This is a genomic window from Pseudanabaena sp. lw0831 (assembly GCF_016584665.1).
Taxonomy (GTDB): Bacteria; Cyanobacteriota; Cyanobacteriia; order Pseudanabaenales; family Pseudanabaenaceae; genus Pseudanabaena.
In genome coordinates this window covers 34,826-55,561 of sequence record NZ_BBJB01000105.1, presented here as the reverse complement: position 1 = coordinate 55,561, position 20,736 = coordinate 34,826, and the positions used below count along the sequence as shown (strand labels likewise).

The 20,736-nt window shown below is 43.2% G+C and carries 25 protein-coding genes; 18 read left to right on the top strand and 7 right to left on the bottom strand.

The window, feature by feature from the left end; genetic code table 11:
• Window positions 1–137 precede the first annotated feature (137 nt).
• The 4 genes from APA_RS21660 (at window position 138) to APA_RS21645 (ending at window position 4,758) form a co-directional block, all read left to right on the top strand.
• The gene (locus APA_RS21660) at window positions 138–1,454 is read left to right on the top strand and encodes an amino acid ABC transporter substrate-binding protein (RefSeq protein ID WP_201324306.1); all 1,317 of its coding nucleotides are present in this window, start codon (window positions 138–140) and stop codon (window positions 1,452–1,454) included.
• A 17-nt stretch (window positions 1,455–1,471) separates the two neighbouring features.
• Window positions 1,472–2,383, top strand: a complete 912-nt coding sequence (locus tag APA_RS21655; protein ID WP_201324305.1) for a prohibitin family protein — start codon at window positions 1,472–1,474, stop codon at window positions 2,381–2,383.
• Window positions 2,384–2,633: 250 nt separating this feature from the next.
• On the top strand, window positions 2,634–3,680 hold the full coding sequence (gene plsX, locus APA_RS21650) for a phosphate acyltransferase PlsX (RefSeq protein WP_201324304.1): 1,047 nt from the start codon (window positions 2,634–2,636) through the stop codon (window positions 3,678–3,680).
• A gap of 94 nt (window positions 3,681–3,774) precedes the next feature.
• Complete coding sequence (locus APA_RS21645; RefSeq protein ID WP_201324303.1) at window positions 3,775–4,758, top strand: beta-ketoacyl-ACP synthase III; 984 nt, start codon at window positions 3,775–3,777, stop codon at window positions 4,756–4,758.
• A 29-nt stretch (window positions 4,759–4,787) separates the two neighbouring features.
• Here the strand turns inward: APA_RS21645 and APA_RS21640 are convergent, their stop codons facing one another.
• The 3 genes from APA_RS21640 to APA_RS21630 form a co-directional block, all read right to left on the bottom strand.
• On the bottom strand, window positions 4,788–5,801 hold the full coding sequence (locus APA_RS21640; protein WP_201324302.1) for a hypothetical protein: 1,014 nt from the start codon (window positions 5,799–5,801) through the stop codon (window positions 4,788–4,790).
• 348 nt (window positions 5,802–6,149) lie between these two features.
• Complete coding sequence (locus APA_RS21635; RefSeq protein WP_201324301.1) at window positions 6,150–7,013, bottom strand: alpha/beta fold hydrolase; 864 nt, start codon at window positions 7,011–7,013, stop codon at window positions 6,150–6,152.
• 87 nt (window positions 7,014–7,100) lie between these two features.
• A complete protein-coding gene (locus APA_RS21630; protein WP_201324300.1) occupies window positions 7,101–7,838 on the bottom strand; it encodes a phosphoadenylyl-sulfate reductase in 738 nt (245 codons plus the stop codon).
• A 180-nt stretch (window positions 7,839–8,018) separates the two neighbouring features.
• Here APA_RS21630 and APA_RS21625 point away from each other — a divergent pair, with 180 nt between their 5' ends.
• The 11 genes from APA_RS21625 to APA_RS21575 all read left to right on the top strand — a co-directional run bounded on the left by APA_RS21625 (window position 8,019) and on the right by APA_RS21575 (window position 13,574).
• A complete protein-coding gene (locus APA_RS21625; protein WP_201324299.1) occupies window positions 8,019–8,516 on the top strand; it encodes a hypothetical protein in 498 nt (165 codons plus the stop codon).
• Between the two features lie 3 nt (window positions 8,517–8,519).
• Complete coding sequence (locus tag APA_RS21620) at window positions 8,520–8,951, top strand: DUF29 family protein (protein ID WP_201324298.1); 432 nt, start codon at window positions 8,520–8,522, stop codon at window positions 8,949–8,951.
• Entirely contained in the window at window positions 8,948–11,197 is a 2,250-nt protein-coding gene (locus APA_RS21615) for a tetratricopeptide repeat protein (protein WP_201324297.1), read from the top strand. The genes APA_RS21620 and APA_RS21615 overlap by 4 nt, the downstream gene beginning before the upstream one ends.
• A gap of 30 nt (window positions 11,198–11,227) precedes the next feature.
• Complete coding sequence (locus tag APA_RS21610) at window positions 11,228–11,437, top strand: hypothetical protein (RefSeq protein WP_201324296.1); 210 nt, start codon at window positions 11,228–11,230, stop codon at window positions 11,435–11,437.
• Window positions 11,434–11,688, top strand: a complete 255-nt coding sequence (locus tag APA_RS21605; protein WP_201324295.1) for a type II toxin-antitoxin system RelE/ParE family toxin — start codon at window positions 11,434–11,436, stop codon at window positions 11,686–11,688. The genes APA_RS21610 and APA_RS21605 overlap by 4 nt, the downstream gene beginning before the upstream one ends.
• Before the next feature lie 99 nt (window positions 11,689–11,787).
• Window positions 11,788–12,039, top strand: a complete 252-nt coding sequence (locus tag APA_RS21600) for a type II toxin-antitoxin system Phd/YefM family antitoxin (RefSeq protein WP_201324294.1) — start codon at window positions 11,788–11,790, stop codon at window positions 12,037–12,039.
• Window positions 12,036–12,293: a type II toxin-antitoxin system mRNA interferase toxin, RelE/StbE family gene (locus tag APA_RS21595; protein WP_201324293.1), complete on the top strand. Its 258-nt coding sequence runs from the start codon at window positions 12,036–12,038 to the stop codon at window positions 12,291–12,293. Before APA_RS21600 ends, APA_RS21595 begins: the two co-directional genes overlap by 4 nt.
• 77 nt (window positions 12,294–12,370) lie before the next feature.
• Window positions 12,371–12,592, top strand: a complete 222-nt coding sequence (locus APA_RS21590) for a DUF4926 domain-containing protein (protein WP_201324292.1) — start codon at window positions 12,371–12,373, stop codon at window positions 12,590–12,592.
• Between the two features lie 8 nt (window positions 12,593–12,600).
• Window positions 12,601–12,828: a hypothetical protein gene (locus tag APA_RS21585; protein WP_201324291.1), complete on the top strand. Its 228-nt coding sequence runs from the start codon at window positions 12,601–12,603 to the stop codon at window positions 12,826–12,828.
• Window positions 12,829–12,871: 43 nt separating this feature from the next.
• Window positions 12,872–13,132 (top strand): hypothetical protein, encoded by a 261-nt coding sequence (locus tag APA_RS21580; protein WP_201324290.1) that lies wholly within the window; start codon window positions 12,872–12,874, stop codon window positions 13,130–13,132.
• 1 nt (window position 13,133) lies between these two features.
• On the top strand, window positions 13,134–13,574 hold the full coding sequence (locus tag APA_RS21575; protein ID WP_201324289.1) for an HNH endonuclease: 441 nt from the start codon (window positions 13,134–13,136) through the stop codon (window positions 13,572–13,574).
• A gap of 96 nt (window positions 13,575–13,670) precedes the next feature.
• On the opposite strand, the gene APA_RS21570 is transcribed toward APA_RS21575, so the two are convergent.
• Both APA_RS21570 and APA_RS21565 read right to left on the bottom strand, forming a co-directional pair.
• Window positions 13,671–13,913: a type II toxin-antitoxin system ParD family antitoxin gene (locus APA_RS21570; RefSeq protein WP_201324288.1), complete on the bottom strand. Its 243-nt coding sequence runs from the start codon at window positions 13,911–13,913 to the stop codon at window positions 13,671–13,673.
• Window positions 13,914–14,501: 588 nt separating this feature from the next.
• Entirely contained in the window at window positions 14,502–15,095 is a 594-nt protein-coding gene (locus APA_RS21565; protein ID WP_201324287.1) for a sulfite oxidase-like oxidoreductase, read from the bottom strand.
• Between the two features lie 374 nt (window positions 15,096–15,469).
• On the opposite strand from APA_RS21565, the gene APA_RS21560 reads away from it, so the two are divergent.
• A complete protein-coding gene (locus APA_RS21560) occupies window positions 15,470–16,072 on the top strand; it encodes a DciA family protein (protein WP_201324286.1) in 603 nt (200 codons plus the stop codon).
• Window positions 16,073–16,075: 3 nt separating this feature from the next.
• A complete protein-coding gene (locus tag APA_RS21555) occupies window positions 16,076–17,314 on the top strand; it encodes an ATP-binding protein (protein ID WP_201324285.1) in 1,239 nt (412 codons plus the stop codon).
• 51 nt (window positions 17,315–17,365) lie between these two features.
• On the opposite strand, the gene APA_RS21550 is transcribed toward APA_RS21555, so the two are convergent.
• Window positions 17,366–18,367 (bottom strand): phosphoribulokinase, encoded by a 1,002-nt coding sequence (locus APA_RS21550; RefSeq protein ID WP_201324284.1) that lies wholly within the window; start codon window positions 18,365–18,367, stop codon window positions 17,366–17,368.
• Between the two features lie 315 nt (window positions 18,368–18,682).
• Here APA_RS21550 and APA_RS21545 point away from each other — a divergent pair, with 315 nt between their 5' ends.
• Window positions 18,683–20,011: a PQQ-binding-like beta-propeller repeat protein gene (locus APA_RS21545; protein WP_201324283.1), complete on the top strand. Its 1,329-nt coding sequence runs from the start codon at window positions 18,683–18,685 to the stop codon at window positions 20,009–20,011.
• 32 nt (window positions 20,012–20,043) lie between these two features.
• On the opposite strand, the gene APA_RS21540 is transcribed toward APA_RS21545, so the two are convergent.
• Window positions 20,044–20,598: a hypothetical protein gene (locus APA_RS21540; protein ID WP_201324282.1), complete on the bottom strand. Its 555-nt coding sequence runs from the start codon at window positions 20,596–20,598 to the stop codon at window positions 20,044–20,046.
• Window positions 20,599–20,736: the final 138 nt, after the last annotated feature.

Sequence of the window (20,736 nt, the reverse complement as noted above, 5' to 3'; positions counted from 1 at the left end):
CGCCGCTTATCCTTATAGATCCTTTCCTTTTTAGGACTAACTCTTTTTGGGTTTGATTTGTTCTAAATTTGATGGAATCGATGTAAGCTGCAAATAGTAGATCGTTCGCGCTAGAAATCAGTAATCCCATGAGCTTAATGCCTAAGCATGTACCTAACACTGCTGCACTCTTGAAACGTAAAGCCCAAAACACCTCTAAACTTACACCTCTGCGACAATGGTGCTTTTATGCGAGCCTAACGATCGCATTGCTATCAGGATGCCAAGAGCAGCCAAAACCAAGCCCTACTGCTACCCCAACCGCTACGGCGACCCCAACGGCGACGACAACCACTAAAGATAAAGCTCCAGCGGGAATTTTAGAACGGGTAAAAGCTCGCGGAAAGCTAATTTGTGGCGTGAATGGCAAGCTATCTGGATTTAGCTATGTTGATGACAAAGGCGTATGGAGTGGCTTAGATGTGGACTATTGCCGCGCGATCGCTGCTGCGGTCTTAGGAGATGCCAAGGCGGTTGAGTTTAAACCCCTGCTTGCCAAGGATCGCTTTACCTCCGTCCAAAGTGGTGATGTTGATGTCTTGATGCGAAACACGACTCGTACTTTAACCCGTGATGTCACCGATAATATTTCCTTTGCACCGACAACTTTTTTTGATGGACAAGGAGTAATGCTCAGGATTGGGGCAAAACCAACAAGTAGTTCCCCTAATCCCAGTTCCCCTAGTCCCAGTTCTACTAGCCCAAGTCCCACGGCTTCGCCATCAGCTTCTCCTAGCCCCACTAGCACCCCTGAGAGTCGCCCCGATAAAGACAGTAAATCAGACAAGCAAACACCAAAAAACAGTGAAGAATTCGCGATCGCCCTCAAGGAATTGGCGGACAAAAAAATCTGTGTAGAAACAGGAATCAACGCTACAAATCTGGAATCTACATTCAAGGAAGCAAATATTGCGATCGAGTCGATCATTCTGCCCGATCTTGATGGAGTCTTGAATGCTTATGCAAAAGGTGACTGTGATGCGATTTCTTCAGAAAAATCACAGCTTGCAGCATGGAGAAGCAAACTACCTCGTCCTGCCGATCACAAAATTCTCGATCTGAGTTTATCAAGGGAACCTCTTAGCCCTGTCATAATTGGTAATGACGATCGCTGGCGGGATGTTGTGACTTGGGTAATTTATGCCACTTTTTATGCCGAAGAATTGGGTATTAATATGGATAATTACACGGTTTTTAAAGACACGAAAAATCTTGAAGTTTCTAGATTTCTTGGTACATCGGATTCACTAGGCATTGAGCTTGGGCTTGCACCAGACTGGACAACCCAAATCCTCAAGCACGTAGGAAATTACAGCGATATCTACAATCGAAACCTTGCGCCCCTAGATATTCCACGCGGTTTAAATCGTACATGGAAACAAGGCGGGTTACTCTATTCGATGCCATTTAGATAAAAAACAGGTAGGCTCAAATGTCGTTTATTGTTTCTGCGATCGCCTCATTAATCTCGATAGTTGTATTTTTTAGTAGCAAAAGACTAGTTGACAATCGTATTGCTCAACTAGTAATCCAAGCGGTTTCGGGATTGATTGCTCTGTTGGCGACGATCAATGCCTTGAGCCGCTTAATCATCGTCATTCCTGCGGGAAATGTTGGGGTGGAAGACTTTCAGGGCAAGGTTAGCGATCGCAGCTTACCCGCAGGGATTCACGCGATTAATCCCTTTGCGGATGTGGTGCAGTTTTCAGTCCGATTGCGCGATCTCAAAGAAGAGATTGGAGCAACTTCAAAAGAAGGCTTGGCATTAGGAATTGATGTCAGCATTCAATATCGCATCGATCCTGCTAAGGCGGCGAGTATTTACCTGAATATTGGTTCTGAAGAAAAAGAAATTGTGGTTTCCAGATTTCGATCAATCTCACGCGAAATTATTTCTGGATATGCCGCAGAAGAGGTCTATGCTACTAAGCGCGAAGAAGTGAGTTTAAAACTTGCCGAAAAATTGCGATCGCAGCTTGCTCCCATTGGCTTTATCGTCGATGAAGCCCTGTTGCGAAACGTGAAAGTCCCTGAAACTTTGCAAGCTGCGATCCAGCAAAGGCTCAAGGCTGAACAAGAAAATCTCCAAATGAAATTTGTCTTAGAAAAAGAAAAGCAAGAAGCCGATCGCAAGCGAATTGAAGCAAAGGGAAGTGCGGACGCTCAAAAAATTCTCGCTGAGGGGCTTACACCTGCGGTGCTGCAATTACGTGCGATCGAGGCAACAGAAAAGTTGTCACTATCACCAAATTCTAAAATTGTAATTCTCGGTAGCGGACAAAGCACGCCATTGATTTTGCCACTCGATCGCGAAGCTAGCAAAGCCATTGTTCCAGCACCGTAATACCAAAGCACAAAGTGGCGTAGCCACTTTGTGCTTTTAAAACTCTTATGGGGTTTGCTTTTTAATTCACAGAAGTGTTGTCACACTTTTGTGAATTGGTATAAAACTAATGGATTCCTTAACAATCCTCAGTTTTATGGCTTTTTTGAGATTGCTGATGGTTGAGGTGACTTGAACTGTTAAAATTTTTGCAAGGTTAAATAAAATTCTTTACAGTTTTAGTCATAAAACTCAGACAGGATCGCAAATAGTGAGAATTGCAGTAGATGCGATGGGTGGAGATTTTGCCCCACGCGAGATAATCGAAGGAGCAATATTAGCTCAAACCCAATTGGGTGTAGATATAGCGTTAGTAGGTGATCGCGATATTCTCGCGAACTACTTCAAGCAACATAATTATCAAGAGAGCGATCGCCTTGAGATCGTGCCATCGGAGGGGATCATCGAAATGGATGATGAGCCTCTTGATGGGTTGCGTCGTAAACCTAATTCCTCGATCGCCGTGGCGATGAACTTAGTTAAGCGCAAACAAGCCGATGCCGTGATTTCGGCAGGGCATTCTGGGGCAGCAATGGCGGCGGCGCTACTGCGTTTAGGGCGATTACCAGGGGTAGATCGACCTGCGATCGGTGCATTGTTCCCCACGCAGGTTGCGCATAAGCCTGTACTTTTACTTGATGTCGGCGCAAATGTGGACTGTCGCCCCAAATTTTTAGAGCAGTTTGCCATCATGGGCTCGCTCTATAGTCAATATGCGATCGGCATTAAAGAGCCAAAAGTTGGCTTGCTGAATATTGGTGAAGAAGCTTGTAAAGGTAACGAACTAGCGATTCGCGTTCATCAAGCTTTACAAGATAATCCCCAAATTACTTTTGCAGGAAACGCCGAAGGACGTGACATTCTTAAGGGCCAGTTTGATGTGATCGTCTGTGATGGCTTTGCAGGCAATATTGTGCTCAAATTTGCTGAAGGGGTAGGTAATGCGGTCATGCAAATCCTCAAGGAAGAGTTACCTAAGGGTTGGCGGGGCAAACTTGGCGCATTAATCTTGAAACCAAATCTGAAAAAGGTGAAAGAGCGCATTGATGCTGATGAGTATGGTGGAGCTTTATTACTCGGTGTAGCTGGTATTTGTGTGATTAGTCACGGGAGCTCTAACGCTGTGAGTATTCGTAATGCCATCCGTGTTGCTAAGGATGCTGTCGATAATGGCGTGCTCGATCGTATTCGTGGTCAAATCAAGCCTAAGGTGCCTGTTCCTGCGATCGATGACACTCCCGATGATCCGCCAACATAGCTTCTTGTTGCGATTATCTTTTTGTGATTAGGTTTTAATTCAGCGCCAAGCGCTGTAACACTCTTTATCCAGCCATTCAGATCAAACATAGCCAATGACTAATACTGAATCTTCTCTCGTCGGAGTGCGTTTTATTGGTAGCGGTTCCGCCGTTCCCGATCGCGTACTTACTAATCACGATCTTGCGCAGATGGTAGACACCACTGACGAGTGGATCGCCTCGCGTACGGGCATCAGAGAGCGTCATATTGCCGATGGCGAGAATGATTCAGTCGCAAATTTGGCAGCGCAAGCAGGGCAAAAGGCGATCGCGGCGGCGGGCTTGTCACCCGAAGATATTGACCTGATTATTTTGTCCACCTCGACTAGCGATGATTTGTTTGGGACAGCAGGAAGAGTCCAAAAAATCTTAGGCGCAGAACGAGCCGTCGCTTTTGATATGGTTGCGGCCTGTTCAGGATTTGTGTTTGGTGTGGTTACTGCATCGCAATATATCCGCACAGGGGCTTACAAAAATATTTTACTTATCGGTGCTGATGTCCTCTCGCGTTGGGTTGATTGGCAAGATCGGCGCACTTGCATTTTGTTTGGGGATGGCGCTGGTGCTGTAGTGTTGCAAGCTAGCAACGCCAGTAAGCCCCAAGACAATCTCTTGGGCTTTGAGATGCGGAGTGACGGAAAAGGTAATGAGTTTCTCAACATCAATTATTCAGGACGTAGCACATTTGAGCCGATTAGTATGAATGGTCAAGAGGTCTATCGGTTTGCAGTGCGGCGTGTTCCTGAAGTTATCGAAAAATCTTTGCACTATGCTCATTTGGAAGTCCATGATCTTGATTGGCTAATTTTGCATCAAGCTAATCAACGCATTATCGATGCAGTCGTTAATCGTTTTGGTATCGATCCTGCTAAGGCAGTCAGCAATATGGGTAAATATGGCAATACCTCAGCCGCTTCAATCCCGATCGCTCTTGATGAGTGGGTACAAGCAGGCAAGATTCAACCCGATCATTTAATTGCGATCGCAGGTTTTGGCGCAGGTTTAAGCTGGGGTTCGGCAGTATTTCGTTGGGGTTGATCAAAAATATGTGCTTTGTTCACATTCTGTTAAACTCTGAGGCGATTTTTGGGAATCCATTTAGCTAATCCTGTCAAGCGATCTCGCCAAGTCACGCAGTCCCGAATATCTTCAGGCAAAATGCTTGCCATATATCGCAGCTCTTCATCAGAGAGCGGCGATCTGCCACAGAAAAAGGGGTGTCTGGGTTTGCGACTGCAATAACCAAAAAAGATTGCGGATCGATCAAATTTAGTGGGTGGCTTACCACGATGATAATATCGCGCTGTATCCACAAAAATTACTGTTCCTGCCTTGCCAGTATAGGTTTTATGCCAATTGCCCTGCATGTGTTCGGGTAACATCTCCTGAATTTCCTGATGAAAAGCAGTTTTGAAACGACGCACAGATTTAGCATTCAAGGTCTTGCATAGAAATTCATTAACGTCGGGATTAACACATTCAAAGGGACCACCATCTTCATTTACATCATTGATATAAACGCCAACTTTGATCATTTGCCAATCTTCTTTGTCCCGATGCCACTTCCTTGGACCAGTTTCTCTGCCATCTGGAAGGCTGTAGTAATAAGATAAGCCATCGTAAGCAACGGGTAGCTTGAGATAGTTCTCAATAATTCGTAGAAGCTTCGCATCTGCGCCCCACAGAAATAGTTCTGGATAACGCATTATCTGCTCAGAGTTGATATTCAGCGTATGTCTGCCCATATACAGAGGATTTTGGGCATCGCTTTTGAGTTCTTTGGAAATGGTTTCGGCTGCCAAAAAAAAACGATCGCTATCTGGAATTGCCAAATCTTCTAAAGATGAGATCGCAACTCCATATTTTTCTAGCTCTTGGACAATTTTTTGCTCGTCAGTGGTCGGGAAATTAAGTAATGGTTGATATTCGCGGATAAATCTTTGATAGCGCGGATATAGTACCTTTTGCTCAATCACATCAAGATTGCTAATAAATAGAGCTATATCTGATGGAGCGCTAACTGCTCTTTGCCATAGCTTCTCAATGGTTTGATATGCCTGAGATATAATTTTTTTATTCATCCGAATAAAACCTTAGAAATGATCATTTACAAGGACATGTCTCAGATCTTACGGAGGACTTACAAAATCACAAAAAGGTTCCTATCTTCTTATGATTATCATTGATAAAAAATCATAAAGGGTATTTGTTAAAATCTTTACTTACTTTATTTTATTTTTAGATTTCAGACTTATAGATATACCTCTATCTGACTTAGGATAGTCTAGTGGCAGCACTTTGCGCTCTCCCTAGCCTGTTGGGTGGAGATCCTCAAAATGGCGCTGCAATTTTGAACTTTTATATTAATTACTATGATATTCTGCTGAAAATTACTGGAAAGCAAAGTGGCTTAATCTACTTTGCATTTTTTAAGCTAGCCAAGTTAAAATTTCATGATTAACTCGTTCAGGGTTATCGTCGTGAGCGCAATGTCCCATTCCTTCCAAATACATTAATGTGGCATTGGGTGCATACTTCACTAATCGCTTACCTTCTGACGGAGGAATTAGGCGATCGCTACTTCCCCACAAAATCAATAAAGGAGCTTGTAATTGCTCAAGAGCTTGAGTCAAACTTGGTGAATAATTAGGTTGATTGATGCTGCGATTAAGCCTAAGAAAAGCTTCAGCAGCTTGGCGATCGCGTGCGGGTTCAGCAATGATTTCCACTAATTCATTGTCAACACGACGGCGATCGCCGTAGACAATTCCTTTGAGAACTAAGCGGATTGTGAAGGGTTGACGTATTAAATGGAATAGAGGTTTAACTAAAATTGCGGAGACGATCGCCTTGACGGTGCGCTCAATTGGTTGCAATGCTTTGGGAACCAAGTTGTTAAAAGCGTCGATATCAGGCAAGCTGATGACGACCACGCCTGAAGCAATTTCGGGATGATGGCTAGCCGCGATCGCAGCAACGAGAGCTCCAATTGAGTTACCAATAATCACCATTGGCACTTTAATAAACTTCTGCCAAAACTGAAAAACTTGCTCTACCCACAGATGGATCGAATAGCGAGTTGGTGGCTTTTCGGAATTCCCAAATCCTAATAAGTCGATCGCATAGACGGTGTGATTTTCTGCTAAAGCTGGAATATTGCCACGCCAATGATCGATCGCTGCGCCAAATCCATGAATTAACAGAATCGGTGGCTTAGTGGGATCGACATTCTGCGATCGTCGAAACCCATAACGCGATCGCCATCCTCGAAAGTACCAATCGCGATATTGCATTCTCTTAGTCCTGTTTTACGTTAAATATTCTTGCGCTATCTTCCAAAGCTTGAGGCGGCGCAAAGCGCCGCCTCAAGCTTTGTTTGTTTATGCGCCTTTAGCGCGAACTAATTTGCCGTCACTGGTGACATGCAATCCGCATTCTTGATTGCTCATCTCCCACCACCAACGACCAGCACGGAGATCTTCTCCTGCTTGGACGGCTCTGGTGCATGGCGCACAGCCAATACTAGGGAAATTCTGATCATGGAGCGCATTGTAGGGAACCTCATTGGCGTGAATGTATTCCCAAACTTGCTCATTTGACCAATCGATTAAAGGATTGATCTTGGCAATATTGCGATCGCCATCTAGTTCAACGGTTTCCATTGTGGAACGGTTAGCAGTCTGATCGCGGCGCAAACCTGTAATCCAAGCATCAAGCCCCTTAGTAGCTCGACCAAGTGGCTCGACCTTGCGAATGAAACAACATTGCTTGCGATTTTCGACGCTGTCATAGAAGAGATTAATGCCCTTGTCGCTAACCATTTGCTCCACTGCTTCCGCTTGTGGGAACATGATCCGCAATTGCAGTTGAGGATATTTTTGCTGTACTTTGGCGATTACTTCATAGGTTTCAGCATTCAATCGACCTGTGTCGAGGGTGAATACATTTGCGTTGGGTTTGATTTTGGCGATCATGTCGATCAAGGTGACATCTTCGGCTCCAAAACTGGAAGCTAGAGAGATCTTGTCATAGTTACCGAGCGCCCATTTGAGTACTTCTTGAGGGGTTTTGCCCTTGAGCTGTGCGGCGGCGCTGTCAATGTCTGTTTGTAAGGTCATTAGTTGCTTTAGTGAATGCGCTGACGTGAAAATATAATTTTATTATGCCCTGCACTCAGGTTCGTAGAAATATAGCGATATTACGGTTTTCTCTTCCCTGTAGGCTGCGATCGCAAAAGTCTCAGCATTAGCTAGAAGTCGATCTAAAATATAGGCTATTGGTAAATTAATGGTAAAAATGTGGAGCCAATCGCAGCAGTTGTAATTGGAATATTGACAATTATTAGTTCGGGTTCTTTGGCTAAAGTTGGTGAAAACATGACCGACGGGACGGGCAATCTCGCAAAATCGTTATGGGCGATGCTGAAGCGCAAGGCTCCTAATACGCAAACTGTGAAGTTATTGGAGTCGGGACAAGATATTGATTATCAGCAAGCGGTGATTGATTTAGAGCCGATCGCGAGTGATCCTGATGTGGTGAAGTTATTGGATGAGGTGCGATCGCTTTTGGCTAGCAATCAAGAACTGGCGGCAAAGGTTGAGGCGTTGTTGGTACAGGCTAGAATTGAGCCTAAAATCGTACAAGTGATGGCTAGTGATATCGAGGGCGTAAACCTTCGAGCAAAATCGATGAAGCAAACAGCGCCATCGGTTAGTGGCTCGGTCGAGCAGTCGATGCTAAAAAATGTCAAGGTAACTGGTGATATTGATTTGGGTGATTTAACTCAGGAGGCTTAGGCGATGGAAGAGTTGTTAGAACTAAAGGGATTTTTGCTCAGTGGCAATATCTCTGATGCTTTGCTGTTGGTGGAGGAGATGACGGAAATGAGCAAAGATGACAAATTAAATAAAATTTCCAGTTTTGCCAAGATTCTCCTGTTGCATTTAATCAAGCGCCAAGCGGAAGGACGCACAACCAGATCGTGGGATGCTTCTATTGAAAATGCTGTTTATGAAATCCAGAAAACAAATCGTCGTCGTAAAGCAGGAGGGAGCTATCTGACTAAGGAAGAATTACGAGAAGCAATCAGCGATGCTTATCGTGTGGCGATATCAGGTGCGGCGGCTGAGGCTTTTGGTGGTTGTTATACGGTCATACAATTAGCGGCTATGGTCGATCGCGAGACGATTATTAATCAAGCGATCGCTTTAATTTTGGGTGAGGCAACATGACGGCAGATCCGCAAAATCAACAGTCGGCGTTACAAGGTAATGATGTGGGGGGCAACCTCACAATTGGTAGCATCACGCAGACAATCAACTACAACCAAGTTATTCAGGAGGCAAAACGGACGGGAAGCCCGATCAATTTGCCGCAAACTAATGTGACTTTTTTTGCGGGACGGGATGAGGATCTGAAAAAAGTACATGAACTTTTGCAGCAAAATCAGAGGGTGGCGGTGTCTGCTTTTTTGAAAGGAATGGGCGGTGTTGGTAAATCGGAACTTGCCCTGCAATATGCGCTTCGACATCTGTTGTCAGACTATGGTGGTGGGATTTGTTGGTTACGGGGAAATGAGGGGACTTTGCCGACTCAGTTACAAGACTTTGTGCAGATGCAGCTTGGGGAAACGATGCCCGATGGGTTGGATAGTGGCGAGAGGTTGGTAGGGTATTGCTGGCGGCGGCTATCGGAACGGTTGGAGGGGAAGATGTTGGTGGTGTTGGATAATGTGAAAAGTTCTGACGATGTGAATCCATTTTTGCCGCCTCAGAATGGCAAGTTTCGAGTGTTGGTGACAACGCGGTTCGGGTTGGGGAATGCTATGCAGCAATATACGTTAGATGTGTTGGTGTTGGCGGCGGCGGTGGATTTGTTGAAGTCGTTTTTGCCTGAAACCGATCTGCGTCGGGGGAGTGATGCCGAAATTGAGAAGGTTTGTGAGTGGTTGGGGCGGTTACCTTTAGCGATCGAGTTGGTTGGGCGGTATTTGGCAAGGAAGCCCGATCTGTCGATTGCCAAGATGCAGGAACGTTTGGATGCGAAGAAGTTACAGCAGGAGGCTTTGACTGACACACAACGACGGGCTTTGGCAGAGATGACTGCAAAGCTAAATGTTATAGCGGCGTTCGATCTGAGTTGGCAAGATCTGTCTGAGGGGGCGCAAAGGCTGGCTTGTTTGCTGTCATTATTTGCGCTTGCGCCGATTCATTGGCAGTGGGTCATGGATGCGATGGGCGATGTGGATGAGGAGGATTTGGAGGCTTGTCGCGATGATGAGTTGCTAAATCTGCACTTGTTGGAACGATCGCAACATGGCTTGTATGAATTGCATCAACTTTTGCGGGAATATTTTCAGTTCCAATTGCAACAACGTCCCGAATGGCAAGTTCTACGGCAACAGGTGGCGGTATCGCTGCTCAATATTTCCAAAGGAATCGGACAAACAATCACTCTCGATCAAGTTAAGGAAGTTGCTTCCGCAATTCCCCATTTTGAATTGCTCGGACACGAAATGTTGGATGATATTCTCAATCCTGAAGAAGATGTAGTTTGGGCATTTTGTGGAATTGCTAGATTTTACGAAAGTCAAGGGCTATATGCTTCAGCCGTAATTCCATCTCAAAACTGCCTCAGGGAAACAGAATCTCGCTCAGGATTAGACCACCTTTCTGTCGCCACCAGTCTCAACAATCTCGCAGAACTTTACCGAGCGCAAGGGAAGTACAACGAAGCCGAACCTCTCTATCTGCGATCGCTATCGATTTTGGAACGTCAACTAGGAGCGGACTATCCCTCTGTCGCCACCAGTCTCAACAATCTCGCAGAACTTTACCGAGCGCAAGGGAAGTACAACGAAGCCGAACCTCTCTATCTGCGATCGCTCGACATCAGGGAACGCCAACTAGGAGCAGAACATCCCGATGTCGCCGCCAGTCTCAACAATCTTGCATTACTTTACGAATCGCAAGGCAAGTACAGCGAAGCCGAACCTCTCTATCTGCGATCGCTCTCGATCTGGGGACGCCAACTAGGAGCAGATCATCCCAATGTCGCCACCAGTCTCAACAATCTCGCATTAGTTTACGATTCGCAAGGGAAATACAGTGAAGCCGAACCTCTCTATCTGCGATCGCTCTCGATCTGGGAACGCCAACTAGGAGCAGACCATCCCCATGTCGCTCAAAGTCTCAACAATCTCGCAGGACTTTACCAAGCGCAAGAGAAGTACAGCGAAGCCGAACCTCTCTATGTGCGATCGCTCGAAATCAGTGAACGCCAACTAGGAGCAGACCATCCCTATGTTGCCTCCAATCTACTAAACTTAGCCGCCCTCTATCACAATACCCAACGTCATCCCCAAGCCCTGCAATCCATCCAACACGCCATCCAAATTTACGAACAAAAACTTGGCACTGAGCATCCCGACACTCAAAATGCGATCGGTTGGCTTCAGACAATCCGTGATGCCGTGTAAAATAAAAGGACAAACCGATCGCAAAAAACAATGACTATCAAAGAAAAGTTAATTCAAGAAGTCGAAAATGTTTCAGAATCCCTGTTAGCAGAAACCCTTGACTTTGTACTGTTTCTCAAATCTCGCTATGTAGAAGAAGAAACAACCTCAGAAGAAAAAGAAAACATTCTCTCTTCTCAAACAGCCTATCTTTCAGGTGATTACCTAACCCTCGACCAATATGAGGCGACTCAAGCATGAGTTATCGCATCGTCATCCCTAAACCAGCCCAAAAGCAACTAGATAACATCTCGAAAATTGAACGCGATCGCTTGATTATAACATTGCGCTCTCTAGCCAACGATCCGCGTCCGAACGGAGTTAAAAAGCTTAAAGGCTACGACAATACCTATCGTGTCAGAGTTGGCGACTATCGTATTATCTACGAAATTAAAGACAGAGAGCTAATAGTATTATTGCTAAGTGTCAGTCATCGTAAAGATGCCTACTAGAAATCAAGGAAAAAGGAAAAGGGTAAAAGGAAAAAATGTGGACTTTTTGAGTTTTGTTAGTTGATGTTATCTTAGGACATAGGATTAGGCTAAAAATATATGTATCAAGTCACACTAAATTACGCCAAAGCAAACCTTGATGAGCTATGCGATCGGGCAGGTCAAGAACCAGAAGGAGTTGCGATCGTTCGCGAAAATCGCAGTTATATTCTGATTACTCAAGAAGAATGGGAATCTCTAATAGAAACTGCGGAATTAATGCAATTACCAAACCTGCTCACCCAAGTTGCATCTGCTCGCCAAGAATATCAGGCAGGAGAAGCACTCTCTATGGAGCAAGTCTTTGGATGAAAATCTACAGAGTCCTCTTTTCTAAACAAGCACAAAAAGATATCAGCGAACTCACATCTAAACAAAAAGCGAAACTCCAAGAAATTTTGCTTAACATAATCGCCCCCAATCCTTACCTCGGAAAAGCGCTAAAAGGTGACCTGAACGGTTTGCGTTCCTATCGTCTTAACCTCAAAGATCGCATTGTTTATGAGATTTATGAAGAAGACCAATCAATATTGATCGTTAGAGCAAAAACTCACTATGGAGAATAAGAAAAGTAACGAAGGGCGACTGATATATACCTAACTTTACAGTTAGTCACCTGTTACATACCTTAAAGGATATTCTCATGAAATTACTAGATGTAGTCGCACTCTTAGAAGATGTCCCCATTTGCCATTTATATCGAGGACAAGTCGGCACAATTGTAGAAGTATACGAACCTCAAGTCTTTGAAGTCGAATTTAGCGACCTCAATGGCAGAGCCTATGCGATCGAAACCCTAACAGAAAAACAGTTAATGGTTTTATACCATCACCCTATCCAAGAAAGACAATTAGTTTCTGCGTAGATTTAGCTTTGTCAGTCTCAACAATGTCGCAGCACTTTACGAGTCGCAAGGGAAGTACAGCGAAGCCAAACCTCTCTATCTGCGATCATCCGCATACCCAAATAGTAATGTCTTCTCTAATGATGTTGCGATCGCAAATGTCTACAGGTATGAGTTCTGAAACATTACAACAAATGATTGCCAAAAATCCTGATGATATAATCAGATTGCTACAAGAAAGCAATCCCAACAACTAATAAAAAGAAAAAAGCACAAACGCTCACAATCAAAAAAATAGCTATGAACACAGCCACTAAAACCATCAAAATTTACGATGAAATTGTTGACTTCATTGCATCAGGCACAACGCCTCAAAGCGTAATCGACTTCCATCTTTCTGAAGCCGCACAAGAGCGACTAGAGGATTTAATATACAACGCTAAAAATAATGCGCTTACAAAAGAAGACAAGCGTGAACTAGACCATTTCCTGACAATAGAACATATATTGACCCTAGCCAAAGCTAAAGCCCATAGATACATCAACAATGAGGCTAAGTAAAATGCCTCGAACCTATATTAGCGTTCAGCTAAGGCAATTAGTCATCGAACGCGCTGACAGAATTTGTGAATACTGTTTGGTTTCAGCATCAGATAGATCCTCTGGTTGCCAAGTTGACCACATCATTAGTGTGAAACATGGCGGTGATTCGACAGCCGAAAATCTTTGCTATGCTTGTCTATTCTGTAACCTACAAAAAGGCACGGATCTAGGCTCGATTAATTGGCAAAACGGAGAACTTGTTAGATTCTTTAATCCTCGCAGAGATTTATGGAGAGAACATTTTCAACTAGATGGAGCGATAATTCGATCAACTACAGATATCGGCGAAGTCACAGCAAGAATTCTTGATTTTAATGATACAGATCGTATTTTAGAGCGACAAATACTCATCGAAAATAATAGATATCCATCAACAGCAGCCAAAAAGAAAATGGGCTAAAGTCTCAACAATTCTCCATAGCTAAAATATAATTTGCCTGTCGCCTAATATCTTGGGTTGCGCGATCGCGAACAATTATCTGAAAAGCCATACTTGCTATTGCTCAGTTCCAAGTACCGACAATCGGAGATCTTGCCAATAAGCTGAAGTTACTATTTCAGCTTCTGAGTTCACCCCTTCTTGTAACAAACTTACTAGTTTTGCCTGAGCATCCTTCCTCTGACGATCTTGAATCAGCAACGCCAGAAAATAATCCGCCACAGTGTTATAAGTTCCAGACTGAAGCTGCCCTTGAACATAGGACTCAAGTTCTTTTGGTATTGGGAAACTTACATTCATAAACCTACAAGATGAATAAAGTACTGGCAATAATTCTAGCATTGGGCAGCAACTAGGAGCAGAACATCCCGATGTTGCCAACAGCTTATTTCGCCAAAGCAACCATTGAAGAACTATGCGATCTCATTTTCAGCCATCAACAATCTTGGCGATTACTAACGTAAAAAAAGCACCCTATCTCAAAATGGAGATAAGATGTTGGGACATTTTACTGGAAAACTTTAGAAGCTATAGGCAGTATTCGCTAGGATTAAAACAGCGATCGCACTCACAAAAAACTTAAAGGAAAAAACTAGGAGATCAAAGATAGTCATAGTAAATAAGGGGGCTAGAGTGTAGAGAGAGCATTTGCCAAAACTAAAACAGCGATCGAACCAAAGTAGAACTTAAGAATAAATCTACCAAAATGAAATACTGACATTGCCTTGCTCCTCACTTCTTTGTAACCGTACTTAGTATCAGGTTTTCCTCCAAGATAAGACGTGATGTTAGCCTTTGAGTTTTCGTGATTGTTTGTATTGAAAAGTGCGATCGCGATCACTAGTCATAAAAAAGAGAGTTGCAGCGCAACTCTCTTTTTTTTATAAACTAAAGTGAACTATATCTTTCTTCAGCAAAAGGTTCGCCGCGATGGTGGTAGCCATTCCGCTCCCAGAAACCGAGTTGCATTTTATCGAGAAACTCAAGTCCATTCAGCCATTTAGCACTTTTCCAAGCATAAAGATGGGGAACCACTAGTCGCATGGGGCCACCATTATCAATCGGCAATGGATCATCAAAAAGGGTATGGGCAAAGAAATTTTCTTCCCTCACAAAATCTTCCATGGCAATATTTGTCGTATATCCACCATAGCAATGTTCCATTAAATGTACAGCTTGAGGATCGACTTCAATATATTTTAAGAAATCCGTAACTTTGACACCCTTCCATTTCACATCGAGCTTTGACCATGTCGTAACACAATGGAAGTCAATTGTAAATTCTGTTTGTGGCATTGACATGAAGTCATCCCATGAGAATGTTTTCTCTGTCGCTAATCCCCATACCCGAAATTGCCAATCTTGACGCTTGATTTGGGGAGTATCTCCATAGGTCATGATGGGGAAGCCATTGGTCAGCCTTTGTCCTTTAGGAATACGATCTTGATTTGGCGATCGGGATTGAAACAAACTTCCAAACATAGAAAATTCTCACTCAAAATCAACTGTAAATATTATCGCTGTTTTCAGGAAATAAGGTAGTTTCTCGTTTAAAATTTACCACACCCTAACCCTCCCCTTGCAAAGGGGAGGGAACAAGATTTCTAGTTTTCCCCTTTGCAAGAGGAAATTAAAGGGGATAAATCCGAAAACAAAAAAGCAAGTGAGGGCAATTCTTGCTGGTAATTCTAATTATAAAAATTGGTAACGAACCATAATACTTTTTTTAAAAGTGTTGCTTTGCGACACTTTTAAAAAAAGTATTGCTTCGATTTTACGGCGCAAAGCGCTGTAACTTAAATGGCGACAGCTATAAAAATGCTAATCTTAAATAAAGTTATGTTTGGTTTACGATAATGTCCTTGACAGGATTACCAAATATTTTGAACGGCATTCAGTCGCGTACAAGTTGGCAGCAACGCTGTCAATATTTACTGATTGTCGAAAAATGGGCTGAGATTGTCGGTGAGTCGGTGGCAAAACAAACTTGCCCAATTGGGGTGTATCAAAAAGCTCTACAGGTGGCTGTATCAAATTCAGTTTGGTCTCAGGCTTTGACCTTTGAGCGCGTCAGGATTTTGGCTAAGGTGAATGCGCTGTTTGGTGGTGCTGGGACTCTAGCGATCGCCGATATTCATTTCTCGACTGCAAAATGGGCTACCCAGCAACAAACCTTAAAAGAGCAAAAGGTTGTCGCGGAAGATCATCCTAGTTATTTGCCTCCTGCGATCGCTCATGAATTACCTAATCGTAAACTGAAGCCAAATCTTAAAATTAAATTAGAAACTCCTAAAGCCCCTGAAACGGCAAGTGACGCATTCCAACGTTGGCAAAATGTCATGAAGTTAAGAACCAATCAAATGCCCCAATGTCCTCGCTGCGATCGCCCTGCCCTCACTGGTGAAATATCCCGTTGGCAGATGTGCCGAGTTTGCGCGATCGAATATTTATTTAATTAAATCATGACAAATCTAGAATTCCTTCAGGCTTGTAACCCTAGCTTTTCTATCTGTTTACAAAAAGAAGAAAATTACTATATAGATTTGGCTGCGGCAAGGGGCGAAAATGTAGTGAAGAGAATGCGAAGAGCGATCGCTTTATCCCCTAACAAACCCACCTATCAATTACTCTCAGGACAGATCGGTAGTGGTAAATCAACGGAACTGCTTAGATTGAAGTTTGAGCTAGAGCAGCAAGGCTTTGCGGTAATTTATTGTGCAGTTGACCAGTATCTGCAAATCCATGATCTTGGCTTAGCAGAGCTTTGGCTAGTGATTCTGAAGCTGATTTTGCAACAACTAGAGAGCAAAGGAGATTCAATCTCCCTAACCTATTTGCCCAATGCGATCGCAGAAACTGAAAAATGGATGAGAATAATTCCATCTGTTAACACCTCAACCTCTGGACAACGCTTACAAAGAATTTTGCAAACCTTACAAGATAACGATCAAAATCGCCGACAGTTGCACCGACATCTGGAAACACGTCTTACCAACTTGCTAATTGTGGCGATCGAAGAAGTGACAGGAGTCGCAGTCGATCGCGTTAAGCAAACAGGAAAAAAAGGATTAGTAATCTTGGTGGACAATCTTGATCGACTATCCATTGAACAGTCTGATTTAATTTTTGGTAAAGGTGGTAAATATTTACGTCAATTTCAATGCCACACAATCTATACTTTGCCACTGAAGGCGAGCATTCATCTCAGTGAGCAATTTCAGCTAAAGGGCACTGTCTTAATCACATTGCCAAATTTGCAGCTATGCGATCGCAATGATGTTGTTAAGCCTGAAAGTTTAAATCTATTGCGTCAAGTTGTTTTAGCAAGGATGTTGCCCAATATTGCCCCTGAACTAAGGTTAGAGCAAGTTACCAATTGTTTTGATCGTCTAGAAACCCTTGATCGGCTATGTCTAGCTAGTCATGGTCATCTACCATATTTACTATCCCTGCTGCAAGGTTGTTTGCAATCGCAAGATCCGCCTATTTACCTTGATACGCTCAACCGAGTCTTGGAGAGCGATCGCGCTACTCGACTATCAACAATTAGCGATCGCGATCGGCAAGCTTTGCAGAAATCCCTGACTAGCGATTATGCACTCACACCTGAAGCACTCAATTTGTGCCGCCGCCTCTTACTTTTTGACCATCATGATGATCATGGCTACTGGTTTAGCAGTTCTTTCGTGACCAACAAATAAGAGGGGTAGCTTCGCTACCCCTCTTATTTGTTAATAAGCCGCGCTGTCAATTTAAGCTGTGACTAGTTGTTCAGCTTGTTGGGTGAGACGATCAAAAGTAGCGCGCATCTTCAGACCCACGATAATTTGTAACAAACCAGTACCGTTATTAGAACCTGGATAATCAGGATGTTTGCGTAATAGCTCAGTCAATTCACCGTAATACTTAGTGTCTATGCTGCTGAGATGACTTTCGATATAGACCATCTCGTCAAGGCGATCGAATTGTCCATCGATTTCCAAGACGCTTGCGGGTTGACCAAGCCAGCTATCTGGTCCCGAAAATAGTTTGATTCCTGGATAAGAGCAAGTCAGCTTCGTACCGCAGGGAATCCAAGAAATTGTTGAACCTTCGTCAAATAGATAAGCTGGCTCAATTCCCTCAACACCACTGCGTTGGACTAAGCGCACACGCAATACTTTCCGCTCAGTGTCATTAGCAATCAGATTCGTAGGTAAGATTTGGATGACGACATCAGCATGGGCTTTTTGAGGATCAATATATGCCTCAAAGTCTGGTCTACGTGATTCGATCGCTTGCATGACATCGGCAAGAGTGTGACCACGCTCAGCCATATCACGCTGAATCTTCCAAGCAATTTTGACTTCATCACTGAGATCGAGGTAAATACTGAAATCTAGCAGCCCACGCACGCGCTCGTCATAAATCGGATGCAAGCCTTCGATCACAATTACTTTATTCGGATGAACCAATTCGGGAGGATCGAGCAAGCCAGTCTCGTGGTTGTAGATCGGTTTCATGATCGATTTGCCTTCTTTGAGGGCTTTGACCTGCTCATACATCAAGTCAAAATTGTTAGCACGAGGATCAAGTGCAGTAATTCCCGTTGCCTTACGTTGTTTGCGATCTAGGCTGTGATAGTCATCCAGACAAATCACGGTCATAAATTCTTCGCCGAACAGATCATTTAATCTGCGTAAAAATGTGGATTTGCCACAGCCAGAGTCTCCTGCAACTCCGATCACCACAACGCGGTTGGGTTTACTGCTCATAATTCTGAACCGATCCTTATAAAAAATGTATTTATTATTACTTCTTTCCCAACCTCCAATCTACCAAAACAGTGATCTCCGTACAAGTTTAATTTTGATTTGATTTTAATAATTGCTATTGTTTATGAATTTAAAGCAAAAATAACAGGTAAATTACTATCCTTAGCTTCGTTAGGTTAGGAAGGCTTAATTATTTGTAGGATTAGCTAGTGCAACGTAACGAATCAATTAGGCAAAAATTATGGACTACTTTGCACTGAAGCATCCTAAATTTAATTCCAACAGCTTACTTAAAAAATATAGCGGATCGCCATTATGAATGTAATACCATCAGAATTTCAACTGAGATATTTTAAAAAATTCACCGATTTCTTTAAATATTTCCTAATTGCCTTGCTTCTGCTGACTAGTTTTCATTTTTTGGCATATGGTAATAATCCCGATGCGATCATTCAGCCTGAATGGACGGCTAATTTACAAGCGAGTACCCAACTGATTACGACTGGTGAGCAGTTATTTGTAATTGGGAATCAGAAGTATAGTTCCGAGCCAAAAGATTATTCGGCAACTTTATTTGCGATTAATACTGCGTCAGGAAAAGTGCAATGGCAGCAGCAATTACCATCTCATAATTTTGGTCGTCGCAAGTTAATTTTAGAGAATGGAACTATTTATGCCAGTCATGACGATGGCGTTATGGGATTTGATCCTGAAACTGGTTCTCCTAAAACATCTTTGAAGTATCCAGAAGATATGCTTAGGCTTGATCGCGATCGCCTAATGGGAATATCGCAAGATATTGTAGTATATGGAGATTCCATGGCAATTGATAAAAGTAGCTCTAATCGCACAGATTATCAAACAAAAATATTTGGCATCACTAAAGATAAAACTATCTGGTCATATCAACTTCCTAAAACTAATGGGTTGATTGGTATTCAGTCAATACAGCCGGTGGTACAGAATGGAATTCTCTTGTTACCTTCTAGTCACAACACAACCGTAGGTTGGATGGAACAATTTACAGTGATGGATGTTGCCTCAGGTAAAGTGCTTTGGACTTGGGAAGCACCGGGCGAACCAAATGGCTTATGGTCTGTCGATGTTTTCGGAGATACGATCTATACCTCAGTCTTCGGTAATAGCAAGATGCAAGCATCGGGGCGACTCCGTGCGATTGACCTCAAAACTGGCAAAGAAAAATGGTCGTATGTCATTACTGGAAAAGCTAAAGCTGTAAGCGATCGCGAAGTCTTTGTTTGGCAATCTGAAGGTAATGCTGGCAATAATTTTGTAGTGCTAGACAAGGAAACGGGCAGATTTTTACGCAAATTTAAACTTCCTCGTGTCTATTACGATGAACCTAAAAATTTAACTTGGTCAGATGGTCTGATTTACGTGCCTGATATGGAAATCAAAAATGTAACCTTTGGCTTTTATGGTTCTGCCGATAACAATAGCTGGGTAAGTGCATTTGACGATAAATCTGGCAAAATGGTATGGAGAACACCAACTTTACTCAATAGCCATATCTACCATGCACCTATCATTAGTAAAGTATCATCCCCAAAACGTTTGATTTTTGCTAGCAACTTCCTAAGAGATGATGGCAATAGCAAAGTACAAGCCTTTCCAATTCCCTAAAGTATAAGGAAGTGGCACAAAGTTCTGCTTTCTTATACTTTACTGCTGAGAATATCTCGTCTTAGAGCATTTTGAAAATTTTCTAAATGGGATTTATGTTGTGGGAGCCATGCATTGCCCGTCTCTGTGTTCATTGGTGGTAGGACATCATAAATTGGCTCCTGCAAAAAATAAGTTTCTTTCAATTGCATTAACCATGCGGCTTGACCTTTATCTTCTACCCTTGATTGGAGATCGATCAAGCTAGTAGGTGCAATATCGAGATGTTGATCTAGTTCAAAATCTACATCCAAATTTTGACGATCGCAGGGAAAAATAGAAGCGATCGTGGCTAGTCCTTGGAGCGCAAACGCAGGAAACGTGTCAGCATCAAAGCCAAACTCATCCATGAGTTGCCTACAGATATGGGCAGATTCGGGATTGTCGGGATAGCCAAGGGAATGGATCAACACTCTACTCCCGATAGAAGTCTTGATAAACTCAGGCGGATTGAAAACTACTAAGGTTGTGTAAATCCTCGCTAAGTAACAAACTGCTTCTTCGGGACATAGGGAAATCGCTACGGTAATCGCTGCTCGATCAAGCATGGGGGCAAAATGCAAGTACTTTTGATGTTTAAGTTGATCAGCATACAACGATTCTTGTGTTTGCGCTTTGCTGCAAATGACTTAATCTTGTTTATCGGATTTACCGCGCTTTGCGCTCAAACCCGAACCAATAAATAC

Excerpts from the sequence above, each read along its gene's own strand:
- APA_RS21655 (WP_201324305.1), top strand. The coding sequence starts at position 1,472 with ATGTCGTTTATTGTTTCTGCGATCGCCTCATTAATCTCGATAGTTGTA.
- APA_RS21610 (WP_201324296.1), top strand. The coding sequence starts at position 11,228 with ATGACTATCAAAGAAAAGTTAATTCAAGAAGTCGAAAATGTTTCAGAA.
- APA_RS21635 (WP_201324301.1), bottom strand. The coding sequence starts at position 7,013 with ATGCAATATCGCGATTGGTACTTTCGAGGATGGCGATCGCGTTATGGG.
- APA_RS21580 (WP_201324290.1), top strand. The coding sequence starts at position 12,872 with ATGAACACAGCCACTAAAACCATCAAAATTTACGATGAAATTGTTGAC.
- APA_RS21660 (WP_201324306.1), top strand. The coding sequence starts at position 138 with ATGCCTAAGCATGTACCTAACACTGCTGCACTCTTGAAACGTAAAGCC.
- APA_RS21545 (WP_201324283.1), top strand. The coding sequence starts at position 18,683 with ATGAATGTAATACCATCAGAATTTCAACTGAGATATTTTAAAAAATTC.
- APA_RS21565 (WP_201324287.1), bottom strand. The coding sequence starts at position 15,095 with ATGTTTGGAAGTTTGTTTCAATCCCGATCGCCAAATCAAGATCGTATT.
- APA_RS21600 (WP_201324294.1), top strand. The coding sequence starts at position 11,788 with ATGTATCAAGTCACACTAAATTACGCCAAAGCAAACCTTGATGAGCTA.
- APA_RS21560 (WP_201324286.1), top strand. The coding sequence starts at position 15,470 with ATGTCCTTGACAGGATTACCAAATATTTTGAACGGCATTCAGTCGCGT.
- APA_RS21540 (WP_201324282.1), bottom strand. The coding sequence starts at position 20,598 with ATGCTTGATCGAGCAGCGATTACCGTAGCGATTTCCCTATGTCCCGAA.
- APA_RS21595 (WP_201324293.1), top strand. The coding sequence starts at position 12,036 with ATGAAAATCTACAGAGTCCTCTTTTCTAAACAAGCACAAAAAGATATC.
- APA_RS21615 (WP_201324297.1), top strand. The coding sequence starts at position 8,948 with ATGACGGCAGATCCGCAAAATCAACAGTCGGCGTTACAAGGTAATGAT.
- APA_RS21640 (WP_201324302.1), bottom strand. The coding sequence starts at position 5,801 with ATGAATAAAAAAATTATATCTCAGGCATATCAAACCATTGAGAAGCTA.
- APA_RS21605 (WP_201324295.1), top strand. The coding sequence starts at position 11,434 with ATGAGTTATCGCATCGTCATCCCTAAACCAGCCCAAAAGCAACTAGAT.
- APA_RS21555 (WP_201324285.1), top strand. The coding sequence starts at position 16,076 with ATGACAAATCTAGAATTCCTTCAGGCTTGTAACCCTAGCTTTTCTATC.
- APA_RS21575 (WP_201324289.1), top strand. The coding sequence starts at position 13,134 with ATGCCTCGAACCTATATTAGCGTTCAGCTAAGGCAATTAGTCATCGAA.
- APA_RS21570 (WP_201324288.1), bottom strand. The coding sequence starts at position 13,913 with ATGAATGTAAGTTTCCCAATACCAAAAGAACTTGAGTCCTATGTTCAA.
- APA_RS21630 (WP_201324300.1), bottom strand. The coding sequence starts at position 7,838 with ATGACCTTACAAACAGACATTGACAGCGCCGCCGCACAGCTCAAGGGC.
- APA_RS21620 (WP_201324298.1), top strand. The coding sequence starts at position 8,520 with ATGGAAGAGTTGTTAGAACTAAAGGGATTTTTGCTCAGTGGCAATATC.
- APA_RS21550 (WP_201324284.1), bottom strand. The coding sequence starts at position 18,367 with ATGAGCAGTAAACCCAACCGCGTTGTGGTGATCGGAGTTGCAGGAGAC.
- APA_RS21645 (WP_201324303.1), top strand. The coding sequence starts at position 3,775 with ATGACTAATACTGAATCTTCTCTCGTCGGAGTGCGTTTTATTGGTAGC.
- APA_RS21590 (WP_201324292.1), top strand. The coding sequence starts at position 12,371 with ATGAAATTACTAGATGTAGTCGCACTCTTAGAAGATGTCCCCATTTGC.